The 26,366-nt window shown below is 71.4% G+C and carries 18 protein-coding genes; 8 read left to right on the plus strand and 10 right to left on the minus strand.

Annotation, left to right across the window (positions count from 1 at the left end; all coding sequences use genetic code 11):
- Positions 1 to 448 precede the first annotated feature (448 nt).
- Entirely contained in the window at positions 449 to 2,281 is a 1,833-nt protein-coding gene (locus HEP75_RS21015) for a monovalent cation:proton antiporter-2 (CPA2) family protein (RefSeq protein ID WP_185824818.1), read from the plus strand.
- A gap of 630 nt (positions 2,282 to 2,911) precedes the next feature.
- Here the strand turns inward: HEP75_RS21015 and zwf are convergent.
- Together zwf and HEP75_RS21025 are read right to left on the minus strand one after the other, a co-directional pair.
- The gene (gene zwf, locus HEP75_RS21020) at positions 2,912 to 4,729 is read right to left on the minus strand and encodes a glucose-6-phosphate dehydrogenase (protein ID WP_185824819.1); all 1,818 of its coding nucleotides are present in this window, start codon (positions 4,727 to 4,729) and stop codon (positions 2,912 to 2,914) included.
- Entirely contained in the window at positions 4,726 to 6,516 is a 1,791-nt protein-coding gene (locus HEP75_RS21025; RefSeq protein WP_185826688.1) for a glycoside hydrolase family 15 protein, read from the minus strand. Before HEP75_RS21025 ends, zwf begins: the two co-directional genes overlap by 4 nt.
- A gap of 165 nt (positions 6,517 to 6,681) precedes the next feature.
- On the opposite strand from HEP75_RS21025, the gene HEP75_RS21030 reads away from it, so the two are divergent.
- The gene (locus HEP75_RS21030) at positions 6,682 to 7,389 is read left to right on the plus strand and encodes a response regulator transcription factor (RefSeq protein ID WP_185824820.1); all 708 of its coding nucleotides are present in this window, start codon (positions 6,682 to 6,684) and stop codon (positions 7,387 to 7,389) included.
- Here HEP75_RS21030 and HEP75_RS21035 read toward each other — a convergent pair.
- On the minus strand, positions 7,365 to 8,765 hold the full coding sequence (locus HEP75_RS21035; RefSeq protein ID WP_185824821.1) for an ATP-binding protein: 1,401 nt from the start codon (positions 8,763 to 8,765) through the stop codon (positions 7,365 to 7,367). The genes HEP75_RS21030 and HEP75_RS21035 overlap by 25 nt on opposite strands.
- 215 nt (positions 8,766 to 8,980) lie before the next feature.
- Here HEP75_RS21035 and HEP75_RS21040 point away from each other — a divergent pair, with 215 nt between their 5' ends.
- A complete protein-coding gene (locus HEP75_RS21040; RefSeq protein ID WP_185824822.1) occupies positions 8,981 to 11,383 on the plus strand; it encodes a YadA-like family protein in 2,403 nt (800 codons plus the stop codon).
- A gap of 65 nt (positions 11,384 to 11,448) precedes the next feature.
- Positions 11,449 to 13,341, plus strand: coding sequence for a S8 family serine peptidase (locus HEP75_RS21045; protein WP_185824823.1), 1,893 nt, complete (start codon positions 11,449 to 11,451; stop codon positions 13,339 to 13,341).
- A 201-nt stretch (positions 13,342 to 13,542) separates the two neighbouring features.
- Here HEP75_RS21045 and HEP75_RS21050 read toward each other — a convergent pair whose 3' ends face one another.
- On the minus strand, positions 13,543 to 16,863 hold the full coding sequence (locus HEP75_RS21050) for an ankyrin repeat domain-containing protein (protein WP_185824824.1): 3,321 nt from the start codon (positions 16,861 to 16,863) through the stop codon (positions 13,543 to 13,545).
- Positions 16,856 to 17,116: a YcgL domain-containing protein gene (locus tag HEP75_RS21055; protein ID WP_185823536.1), complete on the minus strand. Its 261-nt coding sequence runs from the start codon at positions 17,114 to 17,116 to the stop codon at positions 16,856 to 16,858. The genes HEP75_RS21050 and HEP75_RS21055 overlap by 8 nt, the downstream gene beginning before the upstream one ends.
- 221 nt (positions 17,117 to 17,337) lie before the next feature.
- On the opposite strand from HEP75_RS21055, the gene HEP75_RS21060 reads away from it, so the two are divergent.
- From HEP75_RS21060 to HEP75_RS21075, 4 genes are read left to right on the plus strand one after another with little or no spacing between them, the layout of a single operon-like run.
- Positions 17,338 to 18,537, plus strand: coding sequence for a beta-ketoacyl-[acyl-carrier-protein] synthase family protein (locus HEP75_RS21060; RefSeq protein ID WP_185824825.1), 1,200 nt, complete (start codon positions 17,338 to 17,340; stop codon positions 18,535 to 18,537).
- 8 nt (positions 18,538 to 18,545) lie between these two features.
- The gene (locus HEP75_RS21065) at positions 18,546 to 19,322 is read left to right on the plus strand and encodes a beta-ketoacyl synthase chain length factor (protein ID WP_185824826.1); all 777 of its coding nucleotides are present in this window, start codon (positions 18,546 to 18,548) and stop codon (positions 19,320 to 19,322) included.
- Positions 19,319 to 20,140, plus strand: coding sequence for a glycosyltransferase family 2 protein (locus tag HEP75_RS21070; RefSeq protein WP_185824827.1), 822 nt, complete (start codon positions 19,319 to 19,321; stop codon positions 20,138 to 20,140). Before HEP75_RS21065 ends, HEP75_RS21070 begins: the two co-directional genes overlap by 4 nt.
- Positions 20,137 to 21,762, plus strand: a complete 1,626-nt coding sequence (locus HEP75_RS21075) for an NAD(P)/FAD-dependent oxidoreductase (RefSeq protein WP_185824828.1) — start codon at positions 20,137 to 20,139, stop codon at positions 21,760 to 21,762. Before HEP75_RS21070 ends, HEP75_RS21075 begins: the two co-directional genes overlap by 4 nt.
- 21 nt (positions 21,763 to 21,783) lie before the next feature.
- On the opposite strand, the gene fabG is transcribed toward HEP75_RS21075, so the two are convergent.
- From fabG to HEP75_RS21100, 5 genes are all read right to left on the minus strand, one after another.
- On the minus strand, positions 21,784 to 22,521 hold the full coding sequence (gene fabG, locus HEP75_RS21080) for a 3-oxoacyl-ACP reductase FabG (RefSeq protein ID WP_185824829.1): 738 nt from the start codon (positions 22,519 to 22,521) through the stop codon (positions 21,784 to 21,786).
- A gap of 142 nt (positions 22,522 to 22,663) precedes the next feature.
- Complete coding sequence (locus HEP75_RS21085; RefSeq protein ID WP_185824830.1) at positions 22,664 to 23,233, minus strand: hypothetical protein; 570 nt, start codon at positions 23,231 to 23,233, stop codon at positions 22,664 to 22,666.
- A 37-nt stretch (positions 23,234 to 23,270) separates the two neighbouring features.
- A complete protein-coding gene (locus tag HEP75_RS21090) occupies positions 23,271 to 23,714 on the minus strand; it encodes a phosphotransferase (protein ID WP_185824831.1) in 444 nt (147 codons plus the stop codon).
- Positions 23,715 to 23,724: 10 nt separating this feature from the next.
- Positions 23,725 to 26,079, minus strand: a complete 2,355-nt coding sequence (locus tag HEP75_RS21095; RefSeq protein ID WP_185824832.1) for an MMPL family transporter — start codon at positions 26,077 to 26,079, stop codon at positions 23,725 to 23,727.
- On the minus strand, positions 26,076 to 26,297 hold the full coding sequence (locus HEP75_RS21100) for a hypothetical protein (RefSeq protein WP_185821470.1): 222 nt from the start codon (positions 26,295 to 26,297) through the stop codon (positions 26,076 to 26,078). The genes HEP75_RS21095 and HEP75_RS21100 overlap by 4 nt, the downstream gene beginning before the upstream one ends.
- Positions 26,298 to 26,366: the final 69 nt, after the last annotated feature.

Here is a 26,366-nt window from a genome sequence, read left to right on the forward strand (position 1 = left end):
CGAGGTCCCTGCAGGAGCGGTTTCAACAGCGACGAACGAAGAAGCGGCGCAACTGGCAGGTTCGGCATTCTGTCGGGACTGAAGCCCCTCCTACAGTGCACCTTCGGCCTATCGCGAGTTCCCTGTAGGAGCGGTTTCAACCGCGACGAACGAAGCGGTGCAGCTGGCAGGTTCGGTATTCTGTCGGGGCTGAAGCCCCTCCTACAGTGCACCCGGACGCTGGCCGCGAGTTCCTGTGGGAGCGACTTCAGTCGCGACGAACGAAGCAGGGACGCTTGCCGGCTTCGCACCTTGTCGGCACCGGTGGCCCAAAGCCGCCAAGGCGCCCCCCAGCGCCCCGCCTGGCATCCCGCCGATGCCGAAGGTCGGCATCCGCCTGCCGCTTCCCCCAATCCGGGTAAGCGGACGGTCGCGTGGCGGCCGCATAATGGCGCGATGGAGACGACTCATGCATAGCGGCGGCCTGGAGCTGGCGCTGGTCTTGCTGCTGGCCGCGGTGATCGCGGTGCCGGTGTTCAAACGCCTGGGCCTGGGTGCGGTGCTGGCCTATCTCGCCGCCGGCGTGGTGCTGGGCCCGGACGGGCTGGGCTTCGTGCAGGACACCGAGCGCATCCTCAACGCCGCCGAGATCGGCGTGGTGATGCTGCTGTTCCTGATCGGCCTGGAACTGTCGCCGGCGCGGCTGAAACTGATGCGGCGCGCGGTGTTCGGCGCCGGTACCGCGCAGGTGGTGCTGACCGCGCTGCCGCTGGGCGTGCTGCTGCTGTGCCTGGACCTGAACTGGAAGAGCGCGCTGGTGGTGGGCCTGGCGCTGGCGCTGTCGTCCACCGCGGTGGGCCTGCAGTTGCTGGCCGAGCGCAAGGCGCTCAACAGCGACTACGGCCGGCTCGGTTTCGCGATTTTGCTGTTCCAAGACCTGATCGCGATCCCGCTGCTGGCAGCGATCCCGCTGCTCGGCGGGGCCAAGAACGACACCCTGACCTGGACCGAGGTGGCGCAGGCGCTGGGCGCGCTGACGGTGGTGGTGCTGTGCGGGCGCTTCGCGCTGCGCTACCTGTTCCGCATCGTGGCACGCACGCGCATGCCCGAGGTATTCACCGCCAGCGCGCTGCTGGTGGTGCTGGGCAATGCGTGGTTCCTGCAGAAGGCCGGGCTGAGTCCGAGCCTGGGCGCGTTCCTGGCCGGGGTGCTGCTGGCCGACTCGGAATTCCGGCACGAGCTGGAGGCGCAGATCGAACCGTTCCAGGGCCTGCTGCTGGGCGTGTTCTTCATCGCCGTGGGCATGGGCATCGACCTGGACCGCATCGTCGCCGAGCCGTGGCTGATCGCCGGCGGCGTGGCCACGCTGCTGCTGGTCAAGTTCAGCCTGCTGGTCGGCATCGGCCGGGTGGCGCGGCTGCCGCTGCGCAGCGCCTTGTTGCTGGGCAGCCTGTTGTGGCTGGGCGGCGAATTCGCGTTCGTGGTGTTCACCGAGGCGCAGCGCGTGCAATTGCTGGACGACGCCAACCACGACCGCCTGGTCGCGGTGGTCGGCGTGTCGATGGCGCTGACGCCGCTGCTGCTGATCGGCATCCAGCGCCTGCTCGACAGCGGCGAGGCGGCCAAGGCCAAACGCACGCCGCCGCCGGCCGCCCACTACGACACCGTGGACGAGCAGCGCGCGCAGGTGCTGATCGCCGGCATGGGCCGTTTCGGCCAGATCGTGGCGCGCCTGCTGACCGCGCAGCGCATCCCGTTCGTGGCGCTGGAGCACAACCCGGACACGGTGGAAGACCTGCGCCGCTTCGGCAACAAGATCTATTACGGCGACCCCAGCCGTCCGGACCTGTTGCGCGCGGCCGGCAGCGACAGCATCGGCATCTTCGTGGTGGCGATGGACGATCCGGAAACCAACATCAAGACCACGCGGCTGATCCGCCGCCTGTATCCGAAGGCGCAGGTGCTGTCGCGCGCGCGCAACCGCCAGCACGCCTGGCGGCTGATGGACCTGGGCGCCGAGCCGTTCCGCGAGGTGTTCGCCTCCAGCCTGGAGCTGAGCGAAAAGGTGCTGGTGAACCTGGGCCTGAGCGCGGAGACCGCGCGCGACCGCATCGCCCGCTTCCGCCAGCACGACGAGCAGCTGTTGCGCGCGCAGCACCTGGTCTACGACGACGAAGCGGCGGTGGTGCAGACCTCGCGCGATGCGCGCGCGGATCTGATGCAGCTGTTCGAGGCGGATGTGAGCGAGGTGCCTGGGGAAGCGGCGGCCGATGCGGCGGCGGCGGCGAAGACGCAGTCGTAGCGGTGTTGGTGGTGCGGCGCTTGCGTGGCGTGTGCGGCGAGAGCACAGGCGGCAGGGATGTCGGTCAAGGGCGGTGCCGGATGCCGGTTGGATCCTTGCTTCGTTTGTCGCGGCTGAAGCCGCTCCTACAGGTGTTCGCGAGCTGCTGCTGGAGCGCTTGTAGGCGGGGCGTCGGCCCCGACGGGATGCGAGGCCGGTGGGCTCCGTCGCTGCGTTCGTCGCGGCTGAAGCCGCTCCTACAGGACTTGCGGCCGGCTTGCTGGATGTTGTGGAAGGGAATGCTGATGGTCTTGGGCCATCGGTTCCGACAGGATCCGAAATCTGACGATTTCGCGGCTTCGTTTGTCGCGGCTGAAGCCGCTCCTACAGGGTTTCGTGCGTGGCGGGTGCCTTTGTAGGAGGGGCTTCAGCCCCGACAGAATGCCGAACCTGCCTGCTCCGCCGCTTCGTTTGTCGCGGCTGAAGCCGCTCCTACAGAATTGCAGCGGGCTCGCTGCTGCAGCACTCGCGGCTGGCGCGCCGGAGGCACTGTGGGAGGGACTTCAGTCCCGACTGCAGCCCGCGCCGATCGCGACGGATGGCCCCAATGCCACCCGGAGTCCCTGCCATGAGGACGGAGCGCGGCGCCGGTCAGCGCTTCGCCACGGCGCGCTTGGCGGCGGTCGCAGGCGCCTTCTTCGCCACCGGCTTGCTCGCTTTCCCGGACGCGGACTTGACTGCCTTCTTCGGCGCAGCTGTCTTCTTGCCTTCTGTCTTCTTGGCCGAGGCGACCGCCTTCTTGGGCGAAGCGGCGCGCTTGGGCTTGCCGGCGCCTGCCGCCTTGGCCTTGGAGGCGGCAGGCTTGGCAGCGGCCGCACGCTTCGCCGGCGCTGCCGACTTGGCGTCGGCGCCGCCTTCCGCTGGGCGCCGCGGCGGTGGGCGGCGGCCGGCGGTCAGGGTGCGCCAGCTGTGGCCGCCGTTGAGCGCGAGCAATGCGTCGGCGGCGGCCGGGCCGGCGCTGCCGGCCGGGTATTGCGCCACTTCGTCGGCTGAGGCCTGCCAGGCATCCAGGATCGGCTGCACGATGCGCCAGGCCGCTTCGACCATCGTCGCGTCCTGGAACAGGCCGGCCTCGCCGTTCATGCAGTCCTGCAGCAGGCGTTCGTAGCCGACCGTGTATTCCTTCGGGAACCAGTCGCGATAGCGGAAGTCCATGCGCACCGGCGCAAGGCTGACCCGCGCGCCCGGTCGCTTGACGTCGAACTGCAGCGAGATGCCTTCGTCGGGCTGGATGTGCAGCACCAGCCAGTCGGGGCCGTAGCCGCCGATTTCGGCGCTGCGCAGCGGCGCCAGCGGCGCCGGCTTGAAGCGGATCGCGATCTCGGTGGTGCGTTCGCGCAGGCGCTTGCCGGTGCGCAGGTAGAACGGCACCCCGGCCCAGCGCCAGGTGTCGACCTGCAGCTTCATCGCCACGTAGGTCTCGGTGTTGGAATCGGAAGGCACCGTGTCTTCCTCTCGGTAACCGGGCACCGCATTGCGCCCGATCGCGCCGGCCGCGTACTGGCCGCGCACCACGTCGCCCGGGGCCAGCGGCCGCACCGCCTCGATCACCTCGGCGCGCCGGCGCAGCATCGACGCGGGCGTGAACGCCGCCGGCGGCTCCATCGCGATCATCGCCAGCAGCTGGAACAGATGATTGGGCACCATGTCGCGCAAACAGCCGGTGGGATCGTAGAAACCGCCGCGCCCTTCCACGCCGATGGTCTCGGCGGCGGTGATCTGCACGTGGTCGATGCGGTCGCGGTTCCACACCGGCTCGAACAGGCCGTTGGCGAAGCGGAAGGCGAGGATGTTCTGCACCGTCTCCTTGCCCAGGAAGTGGTCGATGCGGAACACCTGGTCCTCGTCGAGCACGCGGCCGACGATGGCGTTGAGCTCCTTGGCGCTGCGCAGGTCGTGGCCGAACGGCTTCTCCACGATCACCCGGCGCCAGCCGCCGCCGGCGGGCTGCTTGACCAACCCCGCCGCGCCCAGCTGCTCGATCGCCGGGGCGAAGAAGCGCGCCGCGGTGGCCAGGTAGAACAGCACGTTGCCGCCGGTCTGGTACTGCGCGTCGTACTTGGCGATCACCTCGCCCAGCGCGCGATAAGTGGCCGCATCGGCGAAATCGCCACGCAGGTAGTGCAGGCGCGTGCGCAGCCAGTTCCACACGTCCTCGTCCAGGCCGTCGGCCTTGAACTCGGCATCGCGGTCGGCCATCAGACCGTGCAGCGCGGTGCCGAGCAGGCGCCGCCAGCTGGCTTCGCTGATGTCGCCGTGGTCCACGCCGATCACCGCGAACTGTTCGGGCAATGCGCCGCTGCGGCGCAGGTTGTACAGCGCCGGCAGCACCAGGCGCCGCGTCAGGTCGCCGCGCGCGCCGAACACCACGATCAGGCACGGAGGAGTGGTTTGCGTCGCTTCGCTCATGGATGGGTTTCCTGTTCGCCGATTAAGCCATGCAGGCGCAACGCGGCGTGGACCAGCGCCACGTGCGAGTAACCCTGCGGAAAGTTGCCGAGCATGCGGCCGCTGCGCGGATCGTATTCTTCGGCCAGCAGGCCAACGTCGTTGCACAGGCCGAGCAGGCGTTCGAACAGCGTGCGCGCCTGCGCCATGCGCCCGAGCAGCGCGTAGTTCTCCACCAGCCAGAAGCTGCAGGCGATGAAGGTGCCCTCGCCGGCCGGCAGGCCGTCGCCGCTGTCGTCGTCGGCGCGGTAGCGCTCGACCAGGCCGTCGATGCTCAGCCGCTGCGCGATCGCATCGGCGGTGGCGGCCACGCGCGGATCGTCCGCCGGCAGGAAGCCGACCAGCGGGATCAGCAGCGTCGCCGCGTCCAGCCGATCGCTGCCGTAGCTCTGCACGAAATAGCCGTCGCGGTGCACGCCCTGCTCCAGCACCTGCGCATGCACTTCGTCGGCCAGCGCGCGCCAGTGCGCGCGTTGCGCGGCGTCGGCGTCGGTGACCCCGTCGCGCGCGCCGCAGTCGAACGCCAGCCACGCCATCACCTTGGAATGCACGAAATGGCGGCGCTGGTCGCGAATCTCCCAGATGCCTTCGTCCGGCTCGCGCCAGCGCTGCTCCAGCTCCTCGAGCAGCTGCCGCGCCAGCGAGCGGCCATGCGCCGCGGTCGCCATGCCTTCGTGGTGGCCGCGATGGAACGCGGCGATCACCTCGCCGTACACGTCAAGCTGGAACTGGCCGGCGGCGGCATTGCCCACGCGCACCGGCAGCGCGCCTTCGTAGCCGGGCAGCCAGTCCACTTCCCATTCGGGCATGCGCCGTTCGCCGCCGATGCCGTACAGCGCCTGCAACTGGTCCGGCGAGCCGGCCACGGTGCGCTGCAGCCAGCCATGGAACGCGGACGCTTCGTCGGAGTAGCCGGCGGCGTGCAGCGCGGTCAGGGTGAATACCGCATCGCGCAGCCAGCAGAAGCGGTAGTCCCAGTTGCGCTCGCCGCCGAGCCGTTCCGGCAGCGAGGTGGTGGGCGAGGCGACGATCGCGCCGGTGGGCAGGTAGCTCAGGCCCTTCAGCACCACCAGCGAGCGCCGCACCGCCTCGGTCCACGGACCTGCATGCACGCAGCGGTGCGACCAGCCATGCCAGAACGCTTCGGTCTGCGCCAGCGCCTGTTCCGGCGCCAGCGGTGGCGGCAGCTCCAGGTGCGAAGCGCCATGGCTGAGCACGAACCAAGTGCTGTCGCCCGCCTCCAGCGCGAAGTCCGCTTCGGTGGCGAAGCCGTGGCCATGCATCGGCTGCGGGCTGCGCAGCGCGATCTGGTCAGGCCCGGCGATCGCCTGCAGGCCGCCGTCGATCTGCGACACCCAGGGGATGGTGCGGCCGTAGTTGAAACGCAGCTGCAACTGCATGCGCAGCGGCACGCGCCCGCGCAAGCCGCGCACGATGCGCACCACGTGGTTGTGCACGTCGTCGTTGTGGCTGGCGACCATGAAGTCCAGCACCGCCACGGCGCCCTCATCGGTCTCGAACTCGGTTTCCAGCACCAGGCTGCCGTCGCGGTAATGGCGCGTGCTGCGAAACTCGCCGACCGGCGCGATCGACCAGCGGCCGTGCTCCGGCGTGCCCAATAGCGCGGCGAACAGCGCGTCGGAATCGAAACGCGGCAGACATAGCCAGTCGATCGAGCCGTGCTTGTCCACCAACGCCGCGCTACGGCAATTGCCGAGCATGGCGTAGTCCTCGATTCGTGCTGCCATCATGTCCGCCGTTCGCCGGGAAAGCGCGAGTCTGCCAGCGCCGGCGTTTGCTTTGCGTAAGGGCCGCCGGCCGGCCAGCGCGTGCCATCAAGGCCTGCTCGGGGATCGACGACGCGCGCCACGGGCATACGCGATCGGCCGGCTGCCGCTACACTGCGCCGGCGCATGAATGCCACTATCGCCGCCGCCGCCCTGCGCGTTCTGGTCCTGGAGGACGATCCAACGCTGCGCGAGCGCATCCTGCTCCCGGGTCTGCGCCGTTTCGGCTTCGACACCCATGGCTGCGGCAGCGGCGCCGAACTGCAGGCGCGGCTGCGGACCTGGCCCGCCGACATCGTGGTGCTCGACGTCGGCCTGCCCGACACCGACGGCTTCACCGTGGCGCGGGAGTTGCGCCAGCAGTATCCGGCCATCGGCATCGTCATGCTGACCAGCCTGGGCGAGACCGAAGACCGCGTGCGCGGACTCACCGGCGGCGCCGATGCCTACCTGTCCAAGCCGGTGGAGATCGACCTGCTGGCGGCGACCTTGCACAGCCTGACCCGGCGCCTGGGCGGCACTCCGCTGGAACCGGCGCGCGGCCGCTGGCAGCTCAGCGAGGACGGCTGGTGCCTGCTGGCCCCGTCCGGCGCGGCGGCGGCGCTGACCGCGAGCGAACGCCGCCTGTGCCAGCGCCTGCTCGAGCAGCCCGGCCTGCTGGTCGCGCGCGAAGCGTTGATCGCGGCGCTGACCGACCGCGTGTACGACTTCGACGCGCACCGCCTCGACTCGATGGTGCACCGCCTGCGCAGCAAGGCGCAGCGCCGTTGCGGCATCGCCCTGCCGCTGGCGGCGGTGCACGGCAAGGGCTACATCTTCGATCCGGCCGGCTGAGCGGCAGCCACGGCGGCATTGCCGGCCGCCGCGGCTGCCTGCGGCAAGGCGATGCGGAAGCGGGTGCCCACGCCCGGTTCGCTGTGCACCTGGATGCGGCCGCCGCTGCGCACCACCAGGTCGTGCACCACCGCCAGGCCGAGCCCAGTGCCGCTGTCGGCGGGCTTGGTGCTGTAGAACGGCTCGAACACGCGCGCCATCACGTCCGCCGGCATGCCCTGGCCGTCGTCGGCGATCTCGATGATCGTCCATGCGTCCTCGCTGCGCACGGCGATATCCAGATGGCCGCGGTCGGCGATGGCGTCGCGGCTGTTGCTGGCCAGGTTGAGCAGCATCAGTTCGAACTGGCTGCGATCCAGGTGGATCGGCGCCGGCGTCGCCGGCAAGGCGCAGCGCAGCACGATGCGCGCTTCCAGCAGTTGCCGCAGCATCGGCTGCAACGCCTCGATGGCGGCCGCGGCGTCGAAGTCCTCGGCCTGTTCGCCATCGCGGCGGCTGAAGCGCAGCAGCCGGCGGATGACCGCCATGCCGCGCCGTGCCGATTCCTCCACCGACGCCAGGCTGTTTTCCAGCAGCGCGATGCGCTCGCCGTCGCTGCCGGCCTCGTCGTCGTGGCGAGTGGCGGAGAAGCCGACGATCACCGCCAGCACGTTGTTGAAGTCGTGCGCCAGGCCGCCAGCCATGCGCTCGACGATCTCGCGCTTCTGCGCATGGATCAGCTGCGCCTGCGCGCGTTCGCGTGCCAGCATTTCCTGCTGCAGGCGATGCCCGCGCGCATTGGATTCGCGCAGGCTCTCGCGCAGCGCTTCGGTGGTGCGATCCAGCAGCAGCGTCACCAGCAGGTAGCTGAACAGCACCGACGGCAGGTTGTAGAACGCGCGCCCCGGGTCCTCGACGAATTCCAGCAGCGCGTCGTGGCCCACACCCAGGCCCAGCATCAGCAGCAGCGCGCCGAAGGTGATCCACAGCGCGCGGCGCCCCAGCACCAGCCCGGCCAGGATCAGCACCAGCATCTGCGCCAGCTGGTCCGGCAACTGACGCTGCAGACCGTTGACCGCGGCATTGACCAGCAGCGACGCCAGCATCGCGGCCAACAGCAAGCCAACGCCCCCGCGCAGCGCGCCGCGGCGTACGCGCATGAAGCCGATCGCGGCGCACAGCGCGATCAGCAGGCTCATCGTCAGCGACACCACCATCCCGGGCGGCACCGCGCGTCCGCTCAATTGCGGCCAAGCGAGGGTCAGCGCGACGGCGAACGTGGCCGGAATGGTGATCGCCAGGAACAGCAGCAACAGCTGGATCACCCGCACGTTGCGCCGGTCCACCTCGTCCACGACCGGCGCCCGGTCGAACCAGTTCAACAATGCCCTCACCATCCGAATGTGCTCCCCATCCCACCGACTCGGTGAGAACCCGGTGATGATCGGGCGAGAACTTGCGGGTGACAAGCAAATGACGCAGCGCCTAAGTTCGCTGCACGGAGCGCGCCCAGGGTCAGCGGCGCATCCCAAGACCACCGATCCCGAAGCGGCGCGCCTGCGCGCCGCTGACGTCGCCTCCTGTCCATCCGCATAAGAACCGAGAGATCGCCATGAACGAATGCACGACCATACGCGGCACCGCCGCCTATCGCCCGATCCGCCATGCCGCGCCCGCCGTTTCGCGCACCGGCGCCCGTAGCGCGCTGGCGCTGGCCTGCGCGCTGTGCCTGGCGACCTCGTCGCTGGCGCAGGCCGCCACTGCCCCGGCTGCGGTTTCGGCCGCCACCCCGACTGCGACCCCGACTGCGACCCCGACTGCGACCCCGGCGACGAGCGCCGATGCGGCGCCGACCGACGCGAACGCGGTGCCAGCGGATGCGAGCGGCGACACCGCCCTCTACTTCCAGGCCACCGGCAGCGACAGCAGCAACGCCGGCGCCTACGCCGACGGCGACGAGGCGCTGGCCGCCGGCGAGGCCGCCTCGGCGGTCGGCACCGGCACCGTCGCGCTCGGCGCAGGCGCGGTCAGCTACGCCAACCAGGCGCTGGCGGTGGGCCACAACAGCCTGGCCACCGACGTCTCCACCACCGCGGTCGGCGGCATGCTCGACCTGGACTTCTCCTCCCAGCCCAACGGTGCGGTCATCCTGCAGCAGACATCCGCCTCCGGCATGGCCGCGACCGCGCTGGGCGCCGGCGCCCAGGCCAGCGGCAAGTACAACGTGGCCGCCGGTGCCGGCGCGATCGCCAGCGACATTTCCAGCGTCGCCGTCGGCGGCATCGTCGACGTGGGCGAATACGGCTTGGGCTCGGCAGGGATACAGTTGCAGGCCACCCAGGCCACCGGCCCGCTGTCCACCGCGGTGGGCGGCGGCGCGATGGCCACCGCCTACAGTTCCACCGCGGTCGGCGTGCTGGCCGAGGCAAGTTCCGAGCGCACCGTCGCGCTGGGCCAGAGCGCCACCGCCAACCAATATGCTGCGGTCGCCCTGGGCGCGCAGACGCAGGCGACCGGCGAATGGGCCCTCGCCGTGGGCAATGGCGCGCGGGCGCTGAGCGATCGCGGCGTGGCCGTCGGCCCGCAGGCCTTCGCGCAGGCGGAAAACGCCACCGCAGTCGGGTCTGCCGCACTGGCGCTGCAGCCGGACTCCACCGCCATCGGCAGCGGCGCCTGGGCCGGCGGCACCCGCAGCATCGCCATCGGCAATGCGATGGTCTGGAACGGTGTTTTTGGAGGCGACGCCGCCCCGATTCTTTTCTACGACAGCATCGCGATGGGCACCGGCGCGGACGTCCATGGCAACCAGTCGGTCGCGATCGGCGCCGGTGCGCGGGTCGGCAACTCCACCTACGTCAACGACGTGCAGATCGTCACCAACAACAGCGTGGCGCTGGGTTCGGGCTCGGTCGCCGAGCGCGACAACACCCTCTCCATCGGCCACGCCGGCGCCGAGCGCCAGCTCACCAACCTGGCCGCCGGCACCACCGATACCGATGCGGTCAACCTGGCGCAGTTGCGCGGCGTGGCCAGCGCGTTCGGCGCCGGCAGCACGGTGGATGCCAACGGCAACCTGATCGGCGGCAGCTATCTGGTACAGGGCACGCGCTATAACGACCTGGGCTCGGCAATGGGCGCGTTCGACACGGCGCTGACCGGCTTCGACACCCGCATCAACGCCATCGCCAATTCCGGCGGCGGCCAAGGCGTCAGCATCGGCGGCGGCGACACCGCGCCCCCCAGCACCGGCACCAGCACCAACGCGGTCGCGGTGGGCTCCGGCGCCACCGCCAATGGCGAGAACGGCCTGGCGCTGGGCGCCCAATCGCTGGCCTACGGCCCCAACGACACCGCGATCGGCGCCAATGCCAAGGTCAACGCCGACGGCAGCACCGCGGTCGGCGCCAACGCCCGCATCGCCGCGGTCGCGACCAATGCGGTGGCGGTCGGCGAAGGCGCCAGCGTCAGCGCCGCCTCCGGCACCGCGCTCGGCCAGGGCGCGTCGGTCACCGCCAGCAATGCGGTCGCCCTGGGCCAGGGCTCGGTCGCCGACCGCGCCAACACGGTCTCGGTTGGCAGCAGCGGCAACGAGCGCCAGATCGCCAACGTCGCCGCCGGCAGCGCCGGCACCGATGCGGCCAACGTAGCGCAGATGCGTTCCGGCGACAGCGCCACGCTGAGCAGCGCCAACGCCTACACCAACACCCGCGTCACCGCGCTCGACGACAGCTTCAACCAGCTGCGTACCGACACCGAGCACCGCCTGGACGGCATGGACCGGCGCATGGACCGGCTGGGCGCGATGAGCGCGGCGATGCTCAACATGGCGATCAACGCCGCCGGCACGCAGAGCCCGCGCGGACGCGTGTCGGTGGGTGCCGGCTTCCAGGGCGGCGAACAGGCGCTGTCGATCGGCTACGCCAAGAAGCTCGGCACGCGCGCCTCGTTCAGCCTGGGCGGCTCGTTCAGCGGCAGCGATTCCTCCGCCGGCATCGGCGTGGGCGTGGACCTGTGATCGCACGCGGGGCGCAACGCGCCGTGCGTTTCTTCTCTTCCTTCTCGTTTCTCTAGGACCTGCAGATGATTTCCTCCGACAAACTCGCCGCCGCCCTCGCCGCCGCCCTTGCCGTCGGCAGCGCCCACGCCGCCACGCCGACCATCGGCCTGGGCGGTGTGCACGACGCGGTTGCGCAATCCGCGCAGACCGCGAACCAGGGTCAGCGCTTCATCGTCAAGACCCGCGACACCGGCAACCAGGCGCGGCGCCTGCTCGACGGCACCCTGTCCAGCGCCGTGTCGCGCAGCAGCCTGCAGCAGGCCAGAGCGGCCAGCAGCGACCTGCCGGCGCGCGGTGCGGTCAGCGCCAAGGTGCTGCGCGAGATGGCGGTGCCGGGCTGGCATGTGGTGCAGACCTCGCGCCACCTCAGCGATAGCGAACGTGATGCATTCGTCGCCGAACTCAAGGCCGATCCCTCCGTGGTTTCGGTGCAGGACGACCGGCTTTACCAACGCCTGGACGAAGCCAGGGTGACCCTGCCGCGCACGACCGCGACCGCGACGGGGGCCGCGACCGCGCCGAACGATCCGGCCTACGCCCAGTTGCAGTGGAATTTCCACGATCCGGTCGGCGGGGTGAATGCCGAGCAGGCCTGGACCCGCTCCACCGGCCAGGGCGTGGTGGTGGCGGTGGTCGATACCGGCGTGGTCAAGGACAACCCGGACCTGGCCGCCAATGTGCTGCCCGGCTACGACATGATCACCGACCATCGCATCTCGCGCCGCGACCAGGACGGACGCGCAGCGGGCGGTTTCGACCTGGGCGACTGGGTCGACGTGGACTACTGCAACGCCCTGGGTGGGTCGGGCAATCCGGCGGAAGCCAGCTCCTGGCACGGCAGCCACGTCTCCGGCACCATCGCCCAGGTCACCAACAACAACCTGGCCACCGCCGGCCTGGCCCATGACGCCAAGATCCTGCCGGTACGCGTGCTCGGCTCGTGCGGCGGCTTCGGCAGCGACATTGCCGACGGCATGCTGTGGGCGGCAGGGCTGCCGGTGGACGGCCTGCCGACCAACCCGAATCCGGCCGAAGTGATCAACATGAGCCTCGGCAGCAGCGGACCGGAGAGCTGCCCGCAGCTGTACCAGGACGCGATCGACAAGATCAACGCCGCCGGCAGCATCGTCGTGGTGGCCGCAGGCAACTCCAACGCCGACGCCGCCACCTACACCATGTCCTCCTGCAACGGCGTGATCAGCGTCGGCGCCACGCGCGTCAACGGCGGCCGCGCCAGCTACTCCAGCTATGGCACGCGCGTGGACATCGCCGCGCCGGGCGGCGGCGGCGGCGTCGACGGCAACCCGAACGGCTACATCTTCCAGGTGGTCAATGCCAGTACGCAGGGTCCGACCGGCGAGTGGCAGATCGGCGGCATGGCCGGCACCTCGATGGCCTCGCCGCATGTGGCCGCGGCGGTGGCGATGGTGCAGAGCGTGGCCAAGACCCCGTTCACCTGGAGCGGCATGCGCGACCTGCTGCGCGCCAGCGCGCGTCCGTTCCCGGTGGCGATCCCGACCAGCACGCCGATCGGTGCCGGCATTCTGGACATCGACATGCTGTTGCAGATGGCGACGACACCGCCGTGCGACCCGGCGGACAGCAGTTGCGTGCCGCCGACCAAGACCCTCAGCAACAAGGTCGAACTGAGCGGCCTCAGCAGCCAGCGCGGCGACGCGCTGTACAGCTTCCAGGCCGAAGCCGGCAAGGCGGTGAGCTTCATGACCTTCGGCGGCACCGGCAACGTCGCGATCTACGCGGCAGCCGGCAAGGTGCCGACCAGCAGCAGCTACGACACGCGCTCGGTACGGGCGGGCACCACCCAGACGATCCGCTTCACGCCGTCCAGCGCAGGCACGTATTACCTGCGCCTGTCCGGCAGCTACAGCGGCCTGACCCTGGTGGTGCGGCAGTAAGCGAACGGCAAGCGGCGGCGCCGTTCGCCGCCGCGCCGGCGGGCGCGGGAGGGGAAATCCTCCCGCGCGCGTTTTCGTGAGATCGACCGGCCCGCCCTATGGCGGGCTTTTTTTGGCGGCGCGGCGCGAGCGCTGCCACGCGACCGCCGCGCCGGCGGTCACGCATGCGCATACACCGCCACAACGCGGAGCCAGCTGTCGTCAGCGGCCTTCGCGCAGGAACCGGGCCATCGACGACACGCCCGGCAGCGCCGGCTGGAACTGCCCGGCGACATCGACGAAGCCGCGCATCACCGCGATCTCGCGCGGCGGGCGGTTCAAGGTGTCGCGCAGGTCCGGGTCGGCGCCGGCGCGCAGCAGGCGCTGCACCAGCAGCGGCAGGCCATGCAGCGCGGCCAGGTGCAGCGGGCCGAAGCCGCGCGGGTCCTGCACGTCCAGGCTCACGTCCTCGTCGAGCAGGCGCTCCACCCCGGCCAGCACCACCGGCTCTTCGCAGGCGGTGCCCGGTTCGGCGCGCGCGCCCAGCAGCAGCAACAGCGGGGTCACCCCGCCGGCGGCGCTGCGGTCGGCTTCGGCGCCGGCCAGCAGCAAGGTGTCCAGCAGCGCCAGCAGGCGCGACTTGTCGCGCGCGGTGAAGCCGTACAGCGCGGCGCAGTGCAGCGGCGCCAGCTGCTGCGCGTCGCCGGCATGCACGTCGGCGCCCGCCGCCAGCAGGCGCGCGGCGATGTCCGGCAGGCCCAGCGCGCAGGCCAGCATCAGCACGGTGACGCCGCCGGGCAGGCGGTGTTCGATCTGCGCGCCGGCGGCCAGCAGCGCGGCGACGATCTCGGTCTGGCGCATGCTCACCGCCGCCGACAACGGCGTGGCGCCGCTGCCCGCGGCGTGCTGCAGGTTGGCACCGCGCGCCAGCAACAGGTCCACCGCCGCGGCATGGCCGCCGCCGGCGGCGCGCAGCAGCGCGGTACAGCCCTGCGCGTCGATCGCATCGACCGGCAGGCCGAGGTCGATCAGGCGACGGATCGCATCGGCGTCGCCGACCATCGCCGCGGCCGGCAGGTCGGCCTCGCGCAGCGGACGCCGCGGCAACGGCCAGATCCGCCAGTCCAGCCAGTCGGCCAGGTCGCGGCGGCCGCTGGCCAGGGCCACGCCCAGCGGCGTCTGCCCGTCGGCGGCGCGCGCCTCCGGCGAGGCGCCCTGCTGGATCAGCAGTTTCAGCGAGGCCTCGCGGCCCAACGCGGCGGCCAGGTGCAGCGCGGTCATGCCGTGGCTGTCGCGCGCCTCGCGGTCGGCGCCGCGTTCCAGCAGCTGCAGTTGCAGGCGCAGCCAGCCCAGGCGCACCGCCAGCGACAGCGGCGGATCGCCGGCCGGCGACGGCGCGAACGGATCGGCGCCGCGTTCGAGCAATTCCAGCGCGAACTGCTCCAGGGCGCGCGAGGCGTGGTCGTGCTGGGCGCAGGCGGCGAGCAGCCGGGTCAGGCCACCGCGGCCGGCCGGCGACACGCCCTGGCGCAGCATCGCCTGCAGGCTGGGCACCGCTTCCACGCCGCGCGACAGCAGCGCGAACATCGGCGTGTCGCCGCAGGCATCGAGCACTTCCGGCGCGGCGCCATGCGCCAGCAGCCACTCCACCGCCTGCGGGTTCAGCGCCAGGTGCGGATCGTGCAGCAGCGCGCCCAGTTCCTCGGCCGCGCACAGCCGCGCCAGCGCCGCCAGGCCGTCGCGCTGGCCCAGTTGCAGGCCTTCGCGCAGCAGTTCCAGCGGCGGCCGGTCCGGCAGGCTGGCGCTGCCGACCTCGCCCTGGCCATCGCTGACCGCGGCCGGCAGCGGGTAGTCGGGGTCCAGCGCGGAGACGATCGCCCAGCGTCCGGCCTCGGCGGCCAGGTCGACCGCGCGGCGGCCGCTCTGGTCCGGCTGCGCGGCGGCGATGCCCAGTTCCAGCAGGCGCCGGATCAGGCCCGGCGAGACCTGGTCGGCGGTGCAGGCCAGCAGCACCGCGTTGCGGCCGTCGCCATCGACCGCGACCAGGTCGGGCTTGTGCGGCAGCAGGTGTTCGAGCACGGCGACGCGGCCATGCCGCGCGGCTTCCAGCCACGGCGTGCGGCCCAGGGCGTCGCGCGCTTCCAGGTTGGCGCCGGCGCCGAGCAGCGCATCGACGATCTCCACGTGCCCGGCCTGCGCCGCCTCGTGCAGGGCGCTGCGGCGCTGGCGGTCGCGCGCATCGACCCGCGCCTTGTGCTTGAGCAGCATCTGCACGCCGGCCGGATCGTCTTCCTCGGTGCCGGCCGCGGCCAGCAGCACCGGGCTGCCCTCGGCAGGTTCCGGCTTGGCGCCACGCTCGAGCAGGAACTTGCCCATGCGCCAGTTGCCGACGTGGCAGGCCACCGCCAGCGGGGTCAGGCCGTCGTGGTTCAGCGCGTCCAGCTCGGCCGCGGCATCGCGCAGCAAGGCCGCTACGCCCGGATCGGAACTGCGCGCGGCATGGTGCAGCGGGGTGTTGCCGTCGCTGTCGCTGGCGCGCGGATCGGCGCCGTTGGCGAGCAGGGTCATCACCGCCTCGGGGCGGCCGTGCCAGCTGTCGCGGGTCGCGGCCAGCAGTGGGGTCATGCCCAGGTGCGGCTGGTTGACGTCCACCCCGCGCACGATCAGCTCGCGCAGCAGGCGCAGGTCCGGCAGCACCGCGGCCAGCACCGGCAGGCTGCGCTGGTCGCGCCAATCCGGCGCCGGCAGCGCGTGCGGGTCGGCGCCGGACTGCAGCAACTGCAGCGCGCGATCCACGCGGCCGCCGCGCGCGGCGTCGTACAGCGCCGCGTGCAGTTCGTCCGCCGCCGGCGCCGCTTCGTCCTCGCGCGGCGCGGCATTGGCGCTCAGTTCGGCGAACAGGTCGGCCGAGGTGGTCCGCACCGGCGACGGCAGCGCCTGCGGCGGCGCCACGCGCTGCAGCAGCGCATGCAGCAGCGGCGACAGCAGCGCATAGGCCAGCGCCAGCGGCCAGCGCGCCGCGGCGGCCAGCAATCCGGGCCAGGCCAGCAGCACGCCGACCCCGGCCAGCAGCAACACCAGCGCCGCCACCGCCAGTCCGCGCCAGGCCTGCACGTCCTGCTGCGCCAGCGCCTGCCAGCGCGCGCCCAGCGCGCCGCCCTCGCACTCGCTGCCGTGCCACAGCGGCCAGGTGCGCCACAGCCCGAGCAGCGCCGCGCTGGCGGCCACGCTCAGCGCCAGGGCGGCGGCCAGGCTGCCACTGTCGCGCAGCGCCGCCAGCGGCCAGGCCACCAGCAGCGCGACCAGGCCCAGTCCGCCGGCCCACAGCGCCAGCAGCGGCAGCAGTTCGCGACCCAGCGCCGGCACGCTGGCCGGCCGCGGCCGGCTGCCGCGGGACCAGGACAGCGCCAGTGCGAACGCCGGCTGTGCCAGCCACGCGCCCAGGGCGGCGGCCAGCGGGCCGAACCCGGCGACCAGCGCCAGCAGCGCGCCCAGCGCGGCGGCGATCCAGGGAGCGCGCGCGCGGAAGGGGGATTCAGTCATCGTGGCGATCGGTCCGGCCGTCGGGCAGCGGCGGCAATTGCAGATGGAAGCCGCAGCCGGCCAGGTTCGCGCGTACCGCCGCGGGGTCGGTCCGGGCCAGGGTGCGTTCGGCGGTCAACGCCACGTCCAGCACGAACAGCAGCGGCTGCAACGACGCCAGCAGCGGCGGCGGCAGACAGCCGAAATCGTCGCGCTTGGCGAGGTAGAGATAGGTGTCCGGCTTGCGTTGGCTTTTGTAGACGTAGGCTTGCATGCCCGTGGCGTGCGCCTGGCGTGGAAAGGCAAGCGATTGTGGAGGAAATGCGCCAGCGGCGAAAGCGCGCGCGCCGCGCTGCATTTATAAATGCACGCGGCGTGCCCGTTCACGTTCAGCGTGGCCGCGCGCGCTTCACGGCTTTGTGGACCGCGCCGATATACTCCCCTGATCCATTCTTTACGGAATATCGCGTGACCGAAGCGTCCCCGTCGCCCCGCATGGCACCCGTCGCAATTCGTGCGTACACCGCGACCACCGCGCTCGGCAGCGGATTGCAGGCTCAGGCCACGGCCTTGCGCGACAGCCGCAGCGGCCTGCGCCGCAACGATTTCGGCGCGCAGCCGCTGCCCTGCTGGATCGGCCGCGTGGATGCGCTGGAAACACTGCCGCTGCCGCCGGCGCTGGCCGCCTGGGAATGTCGCAACAACCGCCTGGCCTGGCTGGCGCTGCAGCAGGACGGCCTGCGCGAGACGGTCGCCGCCGCCGCGCAACGCCATGGCGCCGAGCGCGTGGCGGTGGTGATGGGCACGTCCACCTCCAGCATCGGCGCCAGCGAAGAGGCCTATACCCGGCTCGAGCAGGACGCCGAGGGTGCGCGTTTCCCCGCCGACCTGGAGCGGCCGATCGTGCACACGCCGCATTCGCTGGGCGATTTCGTACGCGCCGCCACCGGCCTGCGCGGACCGTGCATCACCGTCGCCACCGCGTGTTCGTCCAGCGCGAAGGTGTTCGCGCAGGCGGCGCGGCTGATCGCCGCAGGGGTGGTGGATGCGGCGCTGGTCGGCGGCGTGGACACGCTGTGCGGCAGCGTGCTGTTCGGCTTCAACGCGCTGCAGCTGGTGTCGCCGGAGCTGTGCCGGCCATTCGACGTGCGCCGGGTCGGGCTGTCGCTGGGCGAAGCCGGCGGCTATGCGCTGCTGGAGCGCACCGATGCCGCGGGCGCACCGCCGGCGCTGGCGCTGCTGTGCGGCTATGGCGAATCCAGCGACGCGCACCACATGTCCGCGCCGCACCCGCAGGGCCTGGGCGCGCGCCTGGCGATGGGCGGCGCGCTGCAGCGCGCAGGCGTGGACGCGGCCGAGATCGGCTACCTGAACCTGCACGGCACCGCCACCCCGGCCAACGACAGCGTCGAGGCCGCGGCGGTCGCCGCGCTGTTCCCGGCCACCCTGCATGCCAGTTCCACCAAGGCCTGGACCGGGCATACGCTGGGCGCGGCCGGGATCGTCGAGTCGGTGTTCGCGCTGCTGGCGCTGCGCGACGGCCTGCTCCCCGGCACTCTCAACAGCGAACAACCCGATCCCGAATGCGGCCCGCAGATCCGCTTCGCCAATGCCCACGCACAGGTCCGTTACGCGATGAACAACTCCTTCGGCTTCGGCGGCAACAACTGCTCGCTGCTGTTCGGCCGCGCATGAGCACGCCGATGTTGACCGCGACCCTCGAAGGCATCGGTTTCTGGACCGCGGGCCTGCCCAACTGGGCGGCCGCGCGCGCGTTCGCCGCGGGCAGCGGCGGCACCGTGGAGACGCCGGCGCGGCCGGCCTCGCAACTGCTGGCGCCCAACGAGCGGCGCCGCGCGCCGGACACGGTGGCGGTGTCGCTGGAGGTGGCGCTGGCCGCGTGCCAGGACGCTGGCCGCGATCCGGCCGCGCTGCCGTCGGTGTTCACCTCCACCCACGGCGATCTGGCGATCACCGACTACATGTGCGCCACCCTGGCCGACGATCCGCTGGCGATCTCGCCGACCAAGTTCCACAACTCGGTGCACAACGCCGCCGCCGGCTACTGGACCATCGGCGCCGGCGCCACCGCCGCGGCGACCGCGATCAGCGCGCACCGCGCCAGCTTCGCGCAAGGCCTGCTGGAAGCGCTGTCGCAACTGGCGGCCGGCGAGGCGGCGGTGCTGCTGGCCGGCTACGACAGCCGCTCGACCGGCCCGCTCGGCCGCGTTTCGCACAGCGAAGGCCTGCTCGGCGGCGCGCTGGTGCTCGGCGCCGCCGCGCAGTCCGGCAAACCGCGCCTGCGCGTGCGCCTGGCCGATGGCGACGCGGCCGCTGGCGACGGCGCACTGGCGCGGCATGCCGCCGGCAACGCGATGGCGCCGATGCTGGTGCTGTTCGACGCGCTGGCCGCTGGCGCCGCCGGCTGCACGCTGGATGCCGGTGGCGGCCGCTGCCTGCACGTGGAACTGCAGGCATGAGCCGGATCGCGCTGAGCGCCGCCGATGCGGCGATCCTGATTCCGGCGCTGAACGAATCGCTGCGCATCCGCGACGTGGTCGGCGACGCGCTGGCGCACTGCCCGCGGGTGATCGTGGTCGACGACGGCTCCGACGACGGCACCAGCGACTGCATCGCCGACCTGCCGGTAACGTTGATCCGGCATCCGCAGCGGCGCGGCAAGGGCGCCGCGCTGCGCAGCGGCTTCGCCGAAGCGCAGCGCCAGGGCGCGCGCGCGGTCATGACCATGGACGGCGACGGCCAGCACAGCGCCGCCGATTTCCCGCGCCTGCTGGCCGCGGCCAATCGCCACCCCGGCTGCGTGATCGTCGGCGCGCGCCTGCGCAAGCGCGCCAGCCAGCCGACCATCCGCCGCATCGGCAACGACTTCGGCGACTGGGGCATCGCCTGGGGCTGCGGCTTCCGCCTGGTCGACAGCCAGAGCGGGCAGCGCCTGTATCCGCAGGCGGTGTACACGCTGCCGAACGTGCCCGGCGAGGGCTTCGTGTTCGAGGCGCAGCTGCTGATCTCCGCCGCACGCCAGGCCGGCGCGCGCGTGGTCGCGGTGCCGATCGAAACGCGCTACGCCAACCAGACCCTGGGCAGCTTCCGCAAGAGCCATTTCCGCCTGGTGCGCGATCTGTGGAAGATCACCTCGCACGTGATCGCGCAGGTCTGGCAATACGGCCATGTGGTGCGCGAATACCGCCGTGCCCGCGCCAACCCGGCGCTGATCGACGACGCGGCCGGCGAGTTCGCGGCCAAGCCCACCCCTTTCGACAAGGAAGAAACGACATGAACGAACGGCATGCGGATGTGGTCATCGCCGGCGGCGGCCTGGCCGGGCTGACCCTGGCCCTGCAGCTGCGCCAGCGCGATCCGCAGCTGCGCATCAGCGTGCTGGAACGGCGTGCGCACCCGGTGCGCGAGGCCGCGTTCAAGGTCGGCGAATCCTCGGTGGAGATCGGCGCGCATTACTTCGCCAGCGTGCTCGGCCTGCGCGAGCACCTGGACACCGAGCAGATCCGCAAGTTCGGCTTCCGCTTCTTCTTCTCCGACGGGCGCGAGGACATCGACCGCTGCACCGAGCTGGGCGTGAGCCGGCTGTTGCCGACGCCGTCGTGGCAGATCGACCGCGGCCGCTTCGAGAATTTCCTCGGCGAACGCGCGCGCGCGCTGGACATCGAGTTCATCGACGGCTGCACGGTGCGCGGCATCGACCTGGCCGACGACGACGCCGACCACCAGGTACGCTACGAGCGCGATGGCGAAGCGGCGACGCTGCGCGCGCGCTGGGTGGTGGACGCCAGCGGCCGCGCCGGCCTGCTCAAGCGCAAGCTGGACCTGGCCCAGGACAACGCGCACCACGCCAACGCCGTGTGGTGGCGGGTGGACGGACTGGTGGATCCCAATGCCTGGTCGCAGGACAGCGACTGGCTGCAGCGCTGCACGCCGCCGGACCGCTGGCGCTCGACCAACCACATGTGCGGACCGGGCTACTGGTTCTGGCTGATCCCGCTGTCGTCCGGCGCGCATTCGCTGGGCATCGTCTGCGATGCGGCGATGCATCCGCTGGAGACGATGAACACGCACGAAAAAGCCATGGCCTGGCTGCACACGCACCAGCCGCAGGTCGCGCGCACGCTCGAACAGAGCCAGCACGCGCTGCAGGACTTCCTGTTCCTGCGCAAGTTCTCCTACGGCTGCAAGCAGGTGTTCTCGGCGCAGCGCTGGGCGCTGACCGGCGAGGCCGGCGTGTTCCTGGATCCGTTCTATTCGCCGGGCAGCGACTTCATCGCCATCTCCAACACCTACATCTGCGAACTGATCGGACTCGATCGCGCCGGCCGCAACATCGCGCCCTACGCCGATCTGTACCAGCAGCTGTATTTCTCGTTCTACGAGAACACCCTGACCCTGTACCAGGACCAGTACCCGCTGTTCGGCGACGCGCAGGTGATGCCGGTCAAGGTGATCTGGGACTACACCTACTACTGGGCGCTGCTGGCGCCGCTGTACTTCTCCGAGCGCATCGCCGACTTGCCCATGCTGGGCCGGCTGCGGCCGGACTTCGGCCGCGCGCGCGAACTCAACCTGGGCATGCAGGCGCTGTTGCGCGACTGGGGCCGGCACAACGACGCGCAGGGCCGGCCGGAAGCCGATGGCCGGCTGCTCGACCAATACCTGATCGGCTGGTTCCACCAGCTCAACGCGTCGCTGCGCGAGGTGCTGGACGACGCGGCCTTCCTCGCGCGCCTGCGCGGCAACGTCGCGCGGATGGGCTGGCTGGCGCGCGAAGTGCTGGGCCAGGCGCGCGCGCAGCATCCACAGATCGACGACCACGGCCTGGACGCCCTGCTCGCCGACATGATGGAAGGCGAAAGCTCGCTGGCCGACAGCTGGTACGCGCGCGCCGCGTGAGCGCAGACGGCGGCGCGGGCCTCAGCCCATGCCGCCGTTGATGCCGATCACCTGGCCGTTGATGTAGCCGGCCACGTCCGAGCACAGGAAGCCGACCAGCGCGGCGACCTCGTCCGCCTTGCCGGGGCGGCCGGCCGGCACCAGTTGCTTGATCGCCTCCGGCGCGAACGCCTCGCCGGCCATCGCGCCTTCGATCACGCCGGGCGCGACCACGTTGACGCTGATCCCGCGGCTGGCCATCTCCCGCGCCAGCGATTTGCTGGCGCCGTGCAGCGCGGCCTTGGCCGCGGCGTAGTTGGTCTGCCCGCGATTGCCGAGCACCGCCGCCACCGACGACACGCTGACGATGCGGCCCCAGCGTCTGCGCGCCATCGGCAGCAGCAGCGGCTGGGTCACGTTGAAGAAACCGTGCAGCGACACGTCGATGACCCGGTGCCATTGCGCCGCGCTCATTCCGGCCATCGGCGCGTCGTCGTGGATGCCGGCGTTGTTGACCACCACCTGGATCGGCCCGGCCTCCAGCAACGTCGCCAGCGCCGCGCCGCTGGCATCGGCATCGGCCACGTCGAACGCCACCGCCTCGGCGCTGCCGCCGGCCGCGGCGATGTCCTGCACCACTGCAGCGGCGCGCGCCAGGTTGCCGTTGGCATGCACGATCACATGCAGCCCGTCCGCGGCCAGGCGCCGGCAGATCGCACCGCCAAGGTCGCCACTGCCGCCGGTGACCAGGGCGCGGCGTTTCGTCAAAGGATCGGTCATGCGCACATTCTCCGTGTTGCGTTGGCTGCGGGACCCTTCATCGTAGAACACGGCGACGTGCAGGGTCAGTGGCCGGCACCGCGCGGGGCGCGCATCCAACATGCGGCGGATGCATCTTGCGCCGCCAGGATCTGGCGATCGACTACTTGCTGCCGAACAGCGTTTGCATGTTGTGCGCAGCCTTCCTTACCCGTTCAAGCGCAACCTCGCTATCCACACGCAGGTCTTCCGGCAGGGCGGAGTACTCCATGCATGCGTTCTCGGCGATGGCCCCGCGCAAGTGCGCAATCACGCGGAACATCAGATGGTCCATCCGCCAGCAGATCGACGGTTCGATGCCGGCAAGCCGATCCGCGGTGGCCGGATGGCTGGCCCCTCCGATCCAGATGTCCGTTTCGAAGGCGAATTGGATGTCATCGTAACGGGAGTCGGATTTTTCGTAGCCGGGATCGCTGAAGAGGATCTTCCAGCGCGGAATCGCCGAAAATCGCAGGCTGCAGAAGATCGGCCTGAACAGGCGGCGCGACGTATCCACCTGGGCGATGGATGCCGGGATCTGCCTATGGAAATCGGCGAACACCTCGATCAGATGACCGAGCGCAGGCGGTATGAGCTCGATGCAGCGTGCGATCACGAAGCCGGGTGCATCGGCGGCATCGACGGCGGGGATATAGAAAAGATCGCCCGGTTTCGGTGCTCTCAGCGCCTTCATCGAAGGTTTCCTGCCTGCATGATCGGTACGGGCGCCGCTACGCCGCGCCCAGCATCACCGTGGCGCGACCTTCGGCCAGCAGCTGCGCGCCATGCACGATGCGGAAGCCGTATTGCTGGCTGTCCTCGGCCTGCAGCAGCACCTCGGCCTCGCATTCGATCGCCTCCGGCAACTCCTGCAGATCGGCCACGTGCAGTTGCACGCCGCGCAGCGCGACCAGCATGCCCGGGCGTACCGGCTTGCCGCTGGCGCGGCCGAGCAGGCCGCCGTGCACCGCCATCGCCTGCGCGCCGTATTCGCACAGATGCAGCGCGCGCAGGCGGCCGCCGCTGCGCAGCGGATGCTCGGCGGCGCGGTGCGCGTGGCTGCGCAGCACGATGCGCTGTGCGTCCCAGGCGACGACTTCTTCCCACAGGCACATCAGGCCCTGGTGCGGCACCAGCGCCGCGATCGCGTCGCGTCCGCGCGGAAGCTCGGTCATGCAACCTCTCCTAATGCGCCGCGGCGGCGGGCGCGTCGCTGGCGGTCTCGCGCGAGATCAGCAGCGCCAGCACGAAATTGAACAGCACGCCCAGCGCCACGGTGCTGCCGATCGCGCGCAGCACCGGAATGCTGGACGCGGCCAGCAGCGCGAACACCAGCAGCGTCATCAGGCTGCACACGATCAGCGCGTGCAGCGTGCGCAGCTGGTCGGCGCGGTCGTCGCCGGCATGGTCGAAGAACAGCGCGTAGTCCAGGCCCAGGCCGGCGGCCAGGATCAGCGCGATCAGGTGGAACAGGTTCAGTTCGACCCCGCAGCCGCGCAGGATCGCCAGGATCAGCAGCGTGGTCAGCGCCATCGGCAGCAGCACGCGCGCGATCCGGCGCGGCGTACGCAGCGCGACCGCCACGGTCAGCGCCAGCAGCAGCGCGGCGATGCCGAGCGCGCCGAGCACGCGCCCGCGGTAGGCGGCGACCAGCGATTCGGAGGCCTCCTTCAGGTCCATCAGTTGCGCGCCGCTGCCCTGCACCGCGTCGGCCAGCAGCGCCGGGTCGCGCAGGCCGGTCAGCGATACCAGCGCGGTGGCGTGGTCGGCGCGGTCCAGCAACAGGCCATCGACCGTGGTCGCCAGCGGCGTGCCGTGCAGGTCGCGCGCGGTCAGCGGCGGTGCGCTGCGGGCGCGCTCCAGGTCGGCCAGGAACGGGGCGAAGGCGTCGGCGCGGAACGGCTTGGCCGCCACCGCGGCGGCGGTCAGCGCGCGCGCCTGCGCCGCATCCGGCAAGGCCGCCTGACGACGCTGCTGGGTCGCCGCGCTGGGCAGGTAGCGTGCGGCCATGTCGTAGCCGGCCAGTTCGCCGCGCGCGACCAGCGCATCCAGGCGCGGCCGCAGCCGTTCCGAGGCGGCCAGCGCGGCGTCGGCAGACGCGGCAGGCAGGGCCAACACGTAGCGCACGTCCGGCGCGCCCAGCTCCTTGCGCAGATGCGCGTCGCGGGCCAGGCCGTCGGCCGGCACCGGGGTCAGCTTGGACAGGTCGTTCTGCCAGAACGGGCCCGGCGCGAACGCGATCACCGCTGCCGCGACCAGCGCCAGCGGCAGCAGCGACCAGCGCGGCCGCGGCAACCGCGCGATGCCGCGCCACAGCCGCGCCAGCGCCGGCGAATCGGCATGGTCGCGCGGCGAGGGGTCGATCAGCGCCGGCAGCAGCAGGCGCGTGGTCAGCGCCGCCACCAGCAGCCCGGCGATGGTGAACACCGCCAGCTGGCGCAGGCCGTCCACCCCGGAGAACAGGAAGGTGACGTAGGCGATGCAGGTGGACACCACGCCAGTGGCCAGGGTCGGCCACAGGTGGCGCGCATTGGCGCGCGGATCCAGGCCCGGGCGCTGATGGCTGAACAGGTGGATCGGATAGTCCTGGACCACGCCGATCAAGGTGAAGCCGAACGCCACGGTGATGCCGTGCACGCCGTCGAACAGCAGCGCCACCGCGCCCAGCCCGGCCAGGCCGGCGCTGGCCAGCGGCAGCACGCCGAGCACCGGGATCTTCCAGCTGCGGTAGGCGACCAGCAGCAGCACGATCAGGCCCAGCGTATCCAGCATGCCGATCCACTGCGCCTCGTTCTGGGTGCGCCCGCCGATCTCCACCGAGAACGCGCCGGGGCCGGTCAGGGTCAGGCGGCTGGCGCTGCCGGCGCTGGCCTTGGCGAAGGCGGCATGGATCGCGTCCACCGCCTGCTGCTGCCCGGTCGGATCGAACCCGGCGGCGCGGGTCTGCGCGACCAGCAGCGCGTCCTTGCCGGCGCGATCGAACCAGACCCCGTCGCGCTGCTGCGGACCGCCGGCCGGCTGCAGGCTCTCGGCCAGATGCAGCACTTCCAGGGTCGGGTCGCGCGGCAGCAGCGGCTCGACCATCGCCGCGGCCGGCGAGCCCAGGTCCTGCAGCCGCGCCTGCAGCGCGTCGGCCAGCGTCGCCGCATCCAGCGGATGGGCGTCGAAGCTGTCGCTGAGCAGGTAGCGGTAGGCCAGCAGCCGCTCGGGGATCGCGTCCAGCCCGGCATCGGCGCCATTGGCGACCAGTTCGAAGGTGTCGCGCTGCGCGGCCAGCTGCGCGCGTATCGCCTGCGACTGCCGCGCCAGGGTAGGCGCATCGGCGCCGGACAGCGACATCAGCAGCAGCCGCGAGCCCGGGCCTTCGCCGAGTTCGTCGAGTAGGAGCTTCTGCGCGGGGGTCTGGGCCTCTGGCATGAACTTGCGTAGGTCGCCAGACACCTGCAGCACGTTGCCCAGCCAGATGCCGGCCACGGTCAGCAACGCCAGCCACAGCAGCGCTAGCGAAATCCGCGCCTTCGAACTCAGTTCGCGTTTCATCGCTGCGACCACGCAAGAGCCCACACGTCCGGATCCGGGGCCGCGCGCGCGGCATCCGGCGCTGCGAACCGCCTCCTGCTACCGCGGGCGGGCATGAACTTGCGCAAATCACCGGACACCTGCAGCACATTGCCCAGCCAGATGCCGGCCACGGTCAACAGCGCCAGCCATAGCAGTGCCAGCGAGATGCGCGCCTTCGAACTCAGTTCGCGTTTCATCGCTGCGACCACGCAAGCGCCAGCACGTTCTTGCCCGAGGCCGCGCACAGCACGGCCCGCCTGCAACTA

The sequence above is a fragment of the Xanthomonas sp. SI genome (assembly GCF_014236855.1).
GTDB lineage: Bacteria > Pseudomonadota > Gammaproteobacteria > Xanthomonadales > Xanthomonadaceae > Xanthomonas_A.

Bases quoted from the DNA above. Each gene is read 5' to 3' on its own strand.
- HEP75_RS21015 (WP_185824818.1), top strand. From the start codon at position 449: ATGCATAGCGGCGGCCTGGAGCTGGCGCTGGTCTTGCTGCTGGCCGCG.
- zwf (WP_185824819.1), bottom strand. From the start codon at position 4,729: ATGAGCGAAGCGACGCAAACCACTCCTCCGTGCCTGATCGTGGTGTTC.
- HEP75_RS21025 (WP_185826688.1), bottom strand. From the start codon at position 6,516: ATGGCAGCACGAATCGAGGACTACGCCATGCTCGGCAATTGCCGTAGC.
- HEP75_RS21030 (WP_185824820.1), top strand. From the start codon at position 6,682: ATGAATGCCACTATCGCCGCCGCCGCCCTGCGCGTTCTGGTCCTGGAG.
- HEP75_RS21035 (WP_185824821.1), bottom strand. From the start codon at position 8,765: ATGGTGAGGGCATTGTTGAACTGGTTCGACCGGGCGCCGGTCGTGGAC.
- HEP75_RS21040 (WP_185824822.1), top strand. From the start codon at position 8,981: ATGAACGAATGCACGACCATACGCGGCACCGCCGCCTATCGCCCGATC.
- HEP75_RS21045 (WP_185824823.1), top strand. From the start codon at position 11,449: ATGATTTCCTCCGACAAACTCGCCGCCGCCCTCGCCGCCGCCCTTGCC.
- HEP75_RS21050 (WP_185824824.1), bottom strand. From the start codon at position 16,863: ATGACTGAATCCCCCTTCCGCGCGCGCGCTCCCTGGATCGCCGCCGCG.
- HEP75_RS21055 (WP_185823536.1), bottom strand. From the start codon at position 17,116: ATGCAAGCCTACGTCTACAAAAGCCAACGCAAGCCGGACACCTATCTC.
- HEP75_RS21060 (WP_185824825.1), top strand. From the start codon at position 17,338: ATGGCACCCGTCGCAATTCGTGCGTACACCGCGACCACCGCGCTCGGC.
- HEP75_RS21065 (WP_185824826.1), top strand. From the start codon at position 18,546: ATGTTGACCGCGACCCTCGAAGGCATCGGTTTCTGGACCGCGGGCCTG.
- HEP75_RS21070 (WP_185824827.1), top strand. From the start codon at position 19,319: ATGAGCCGGATCGCGCTGAGCGCCGCCGATGCGGCGATCCTGATTCCG.
- HEP75_RS21075 (WP_185824828.1), top strand. From the start codon at position 20,137: ATGAACGAACGGCATGCGGATGTGGTCATCGCCGGCGGCGGCCTGGCC.
- fabG (WP_185824829.1), bottom strand. From the start codon at position 22,521: ATGACCGATCCTTTGACGAAACGCCGCGCCCTGGTCACCGGCGGCAGT.
- HEP75_RS21085 (WP_185824830.1), bottom strand. From the start codon at position 23,233: ATGAAGGCGCTGAGAGCACCGAAACCGGGCGATCTTTTCTATATCCCC.
- HEP75_RS21090 (WP_185824831.1), bottom strand. From the start codon at position 23,714: ATGACCGAGCTTCCGCGCGGACGCGACGCGATCGCGGCGCTGGTGCCG.
- HEP75_RS21095 (WP_185824832.1), bottom strand. From the start codon at position 26,079: ATGAAACGCGAACTGAGTTCGAAGGCGCGGATTTCGCTAGCGCTGCTG.
- HEP75_RS21100 (WP_185821470.1), bottom strand. From the start codon at position 26,297: ATGAAACGCGAACTGAGTTCGAAGGCGCGCATCTCGCTGGCACTGCTA.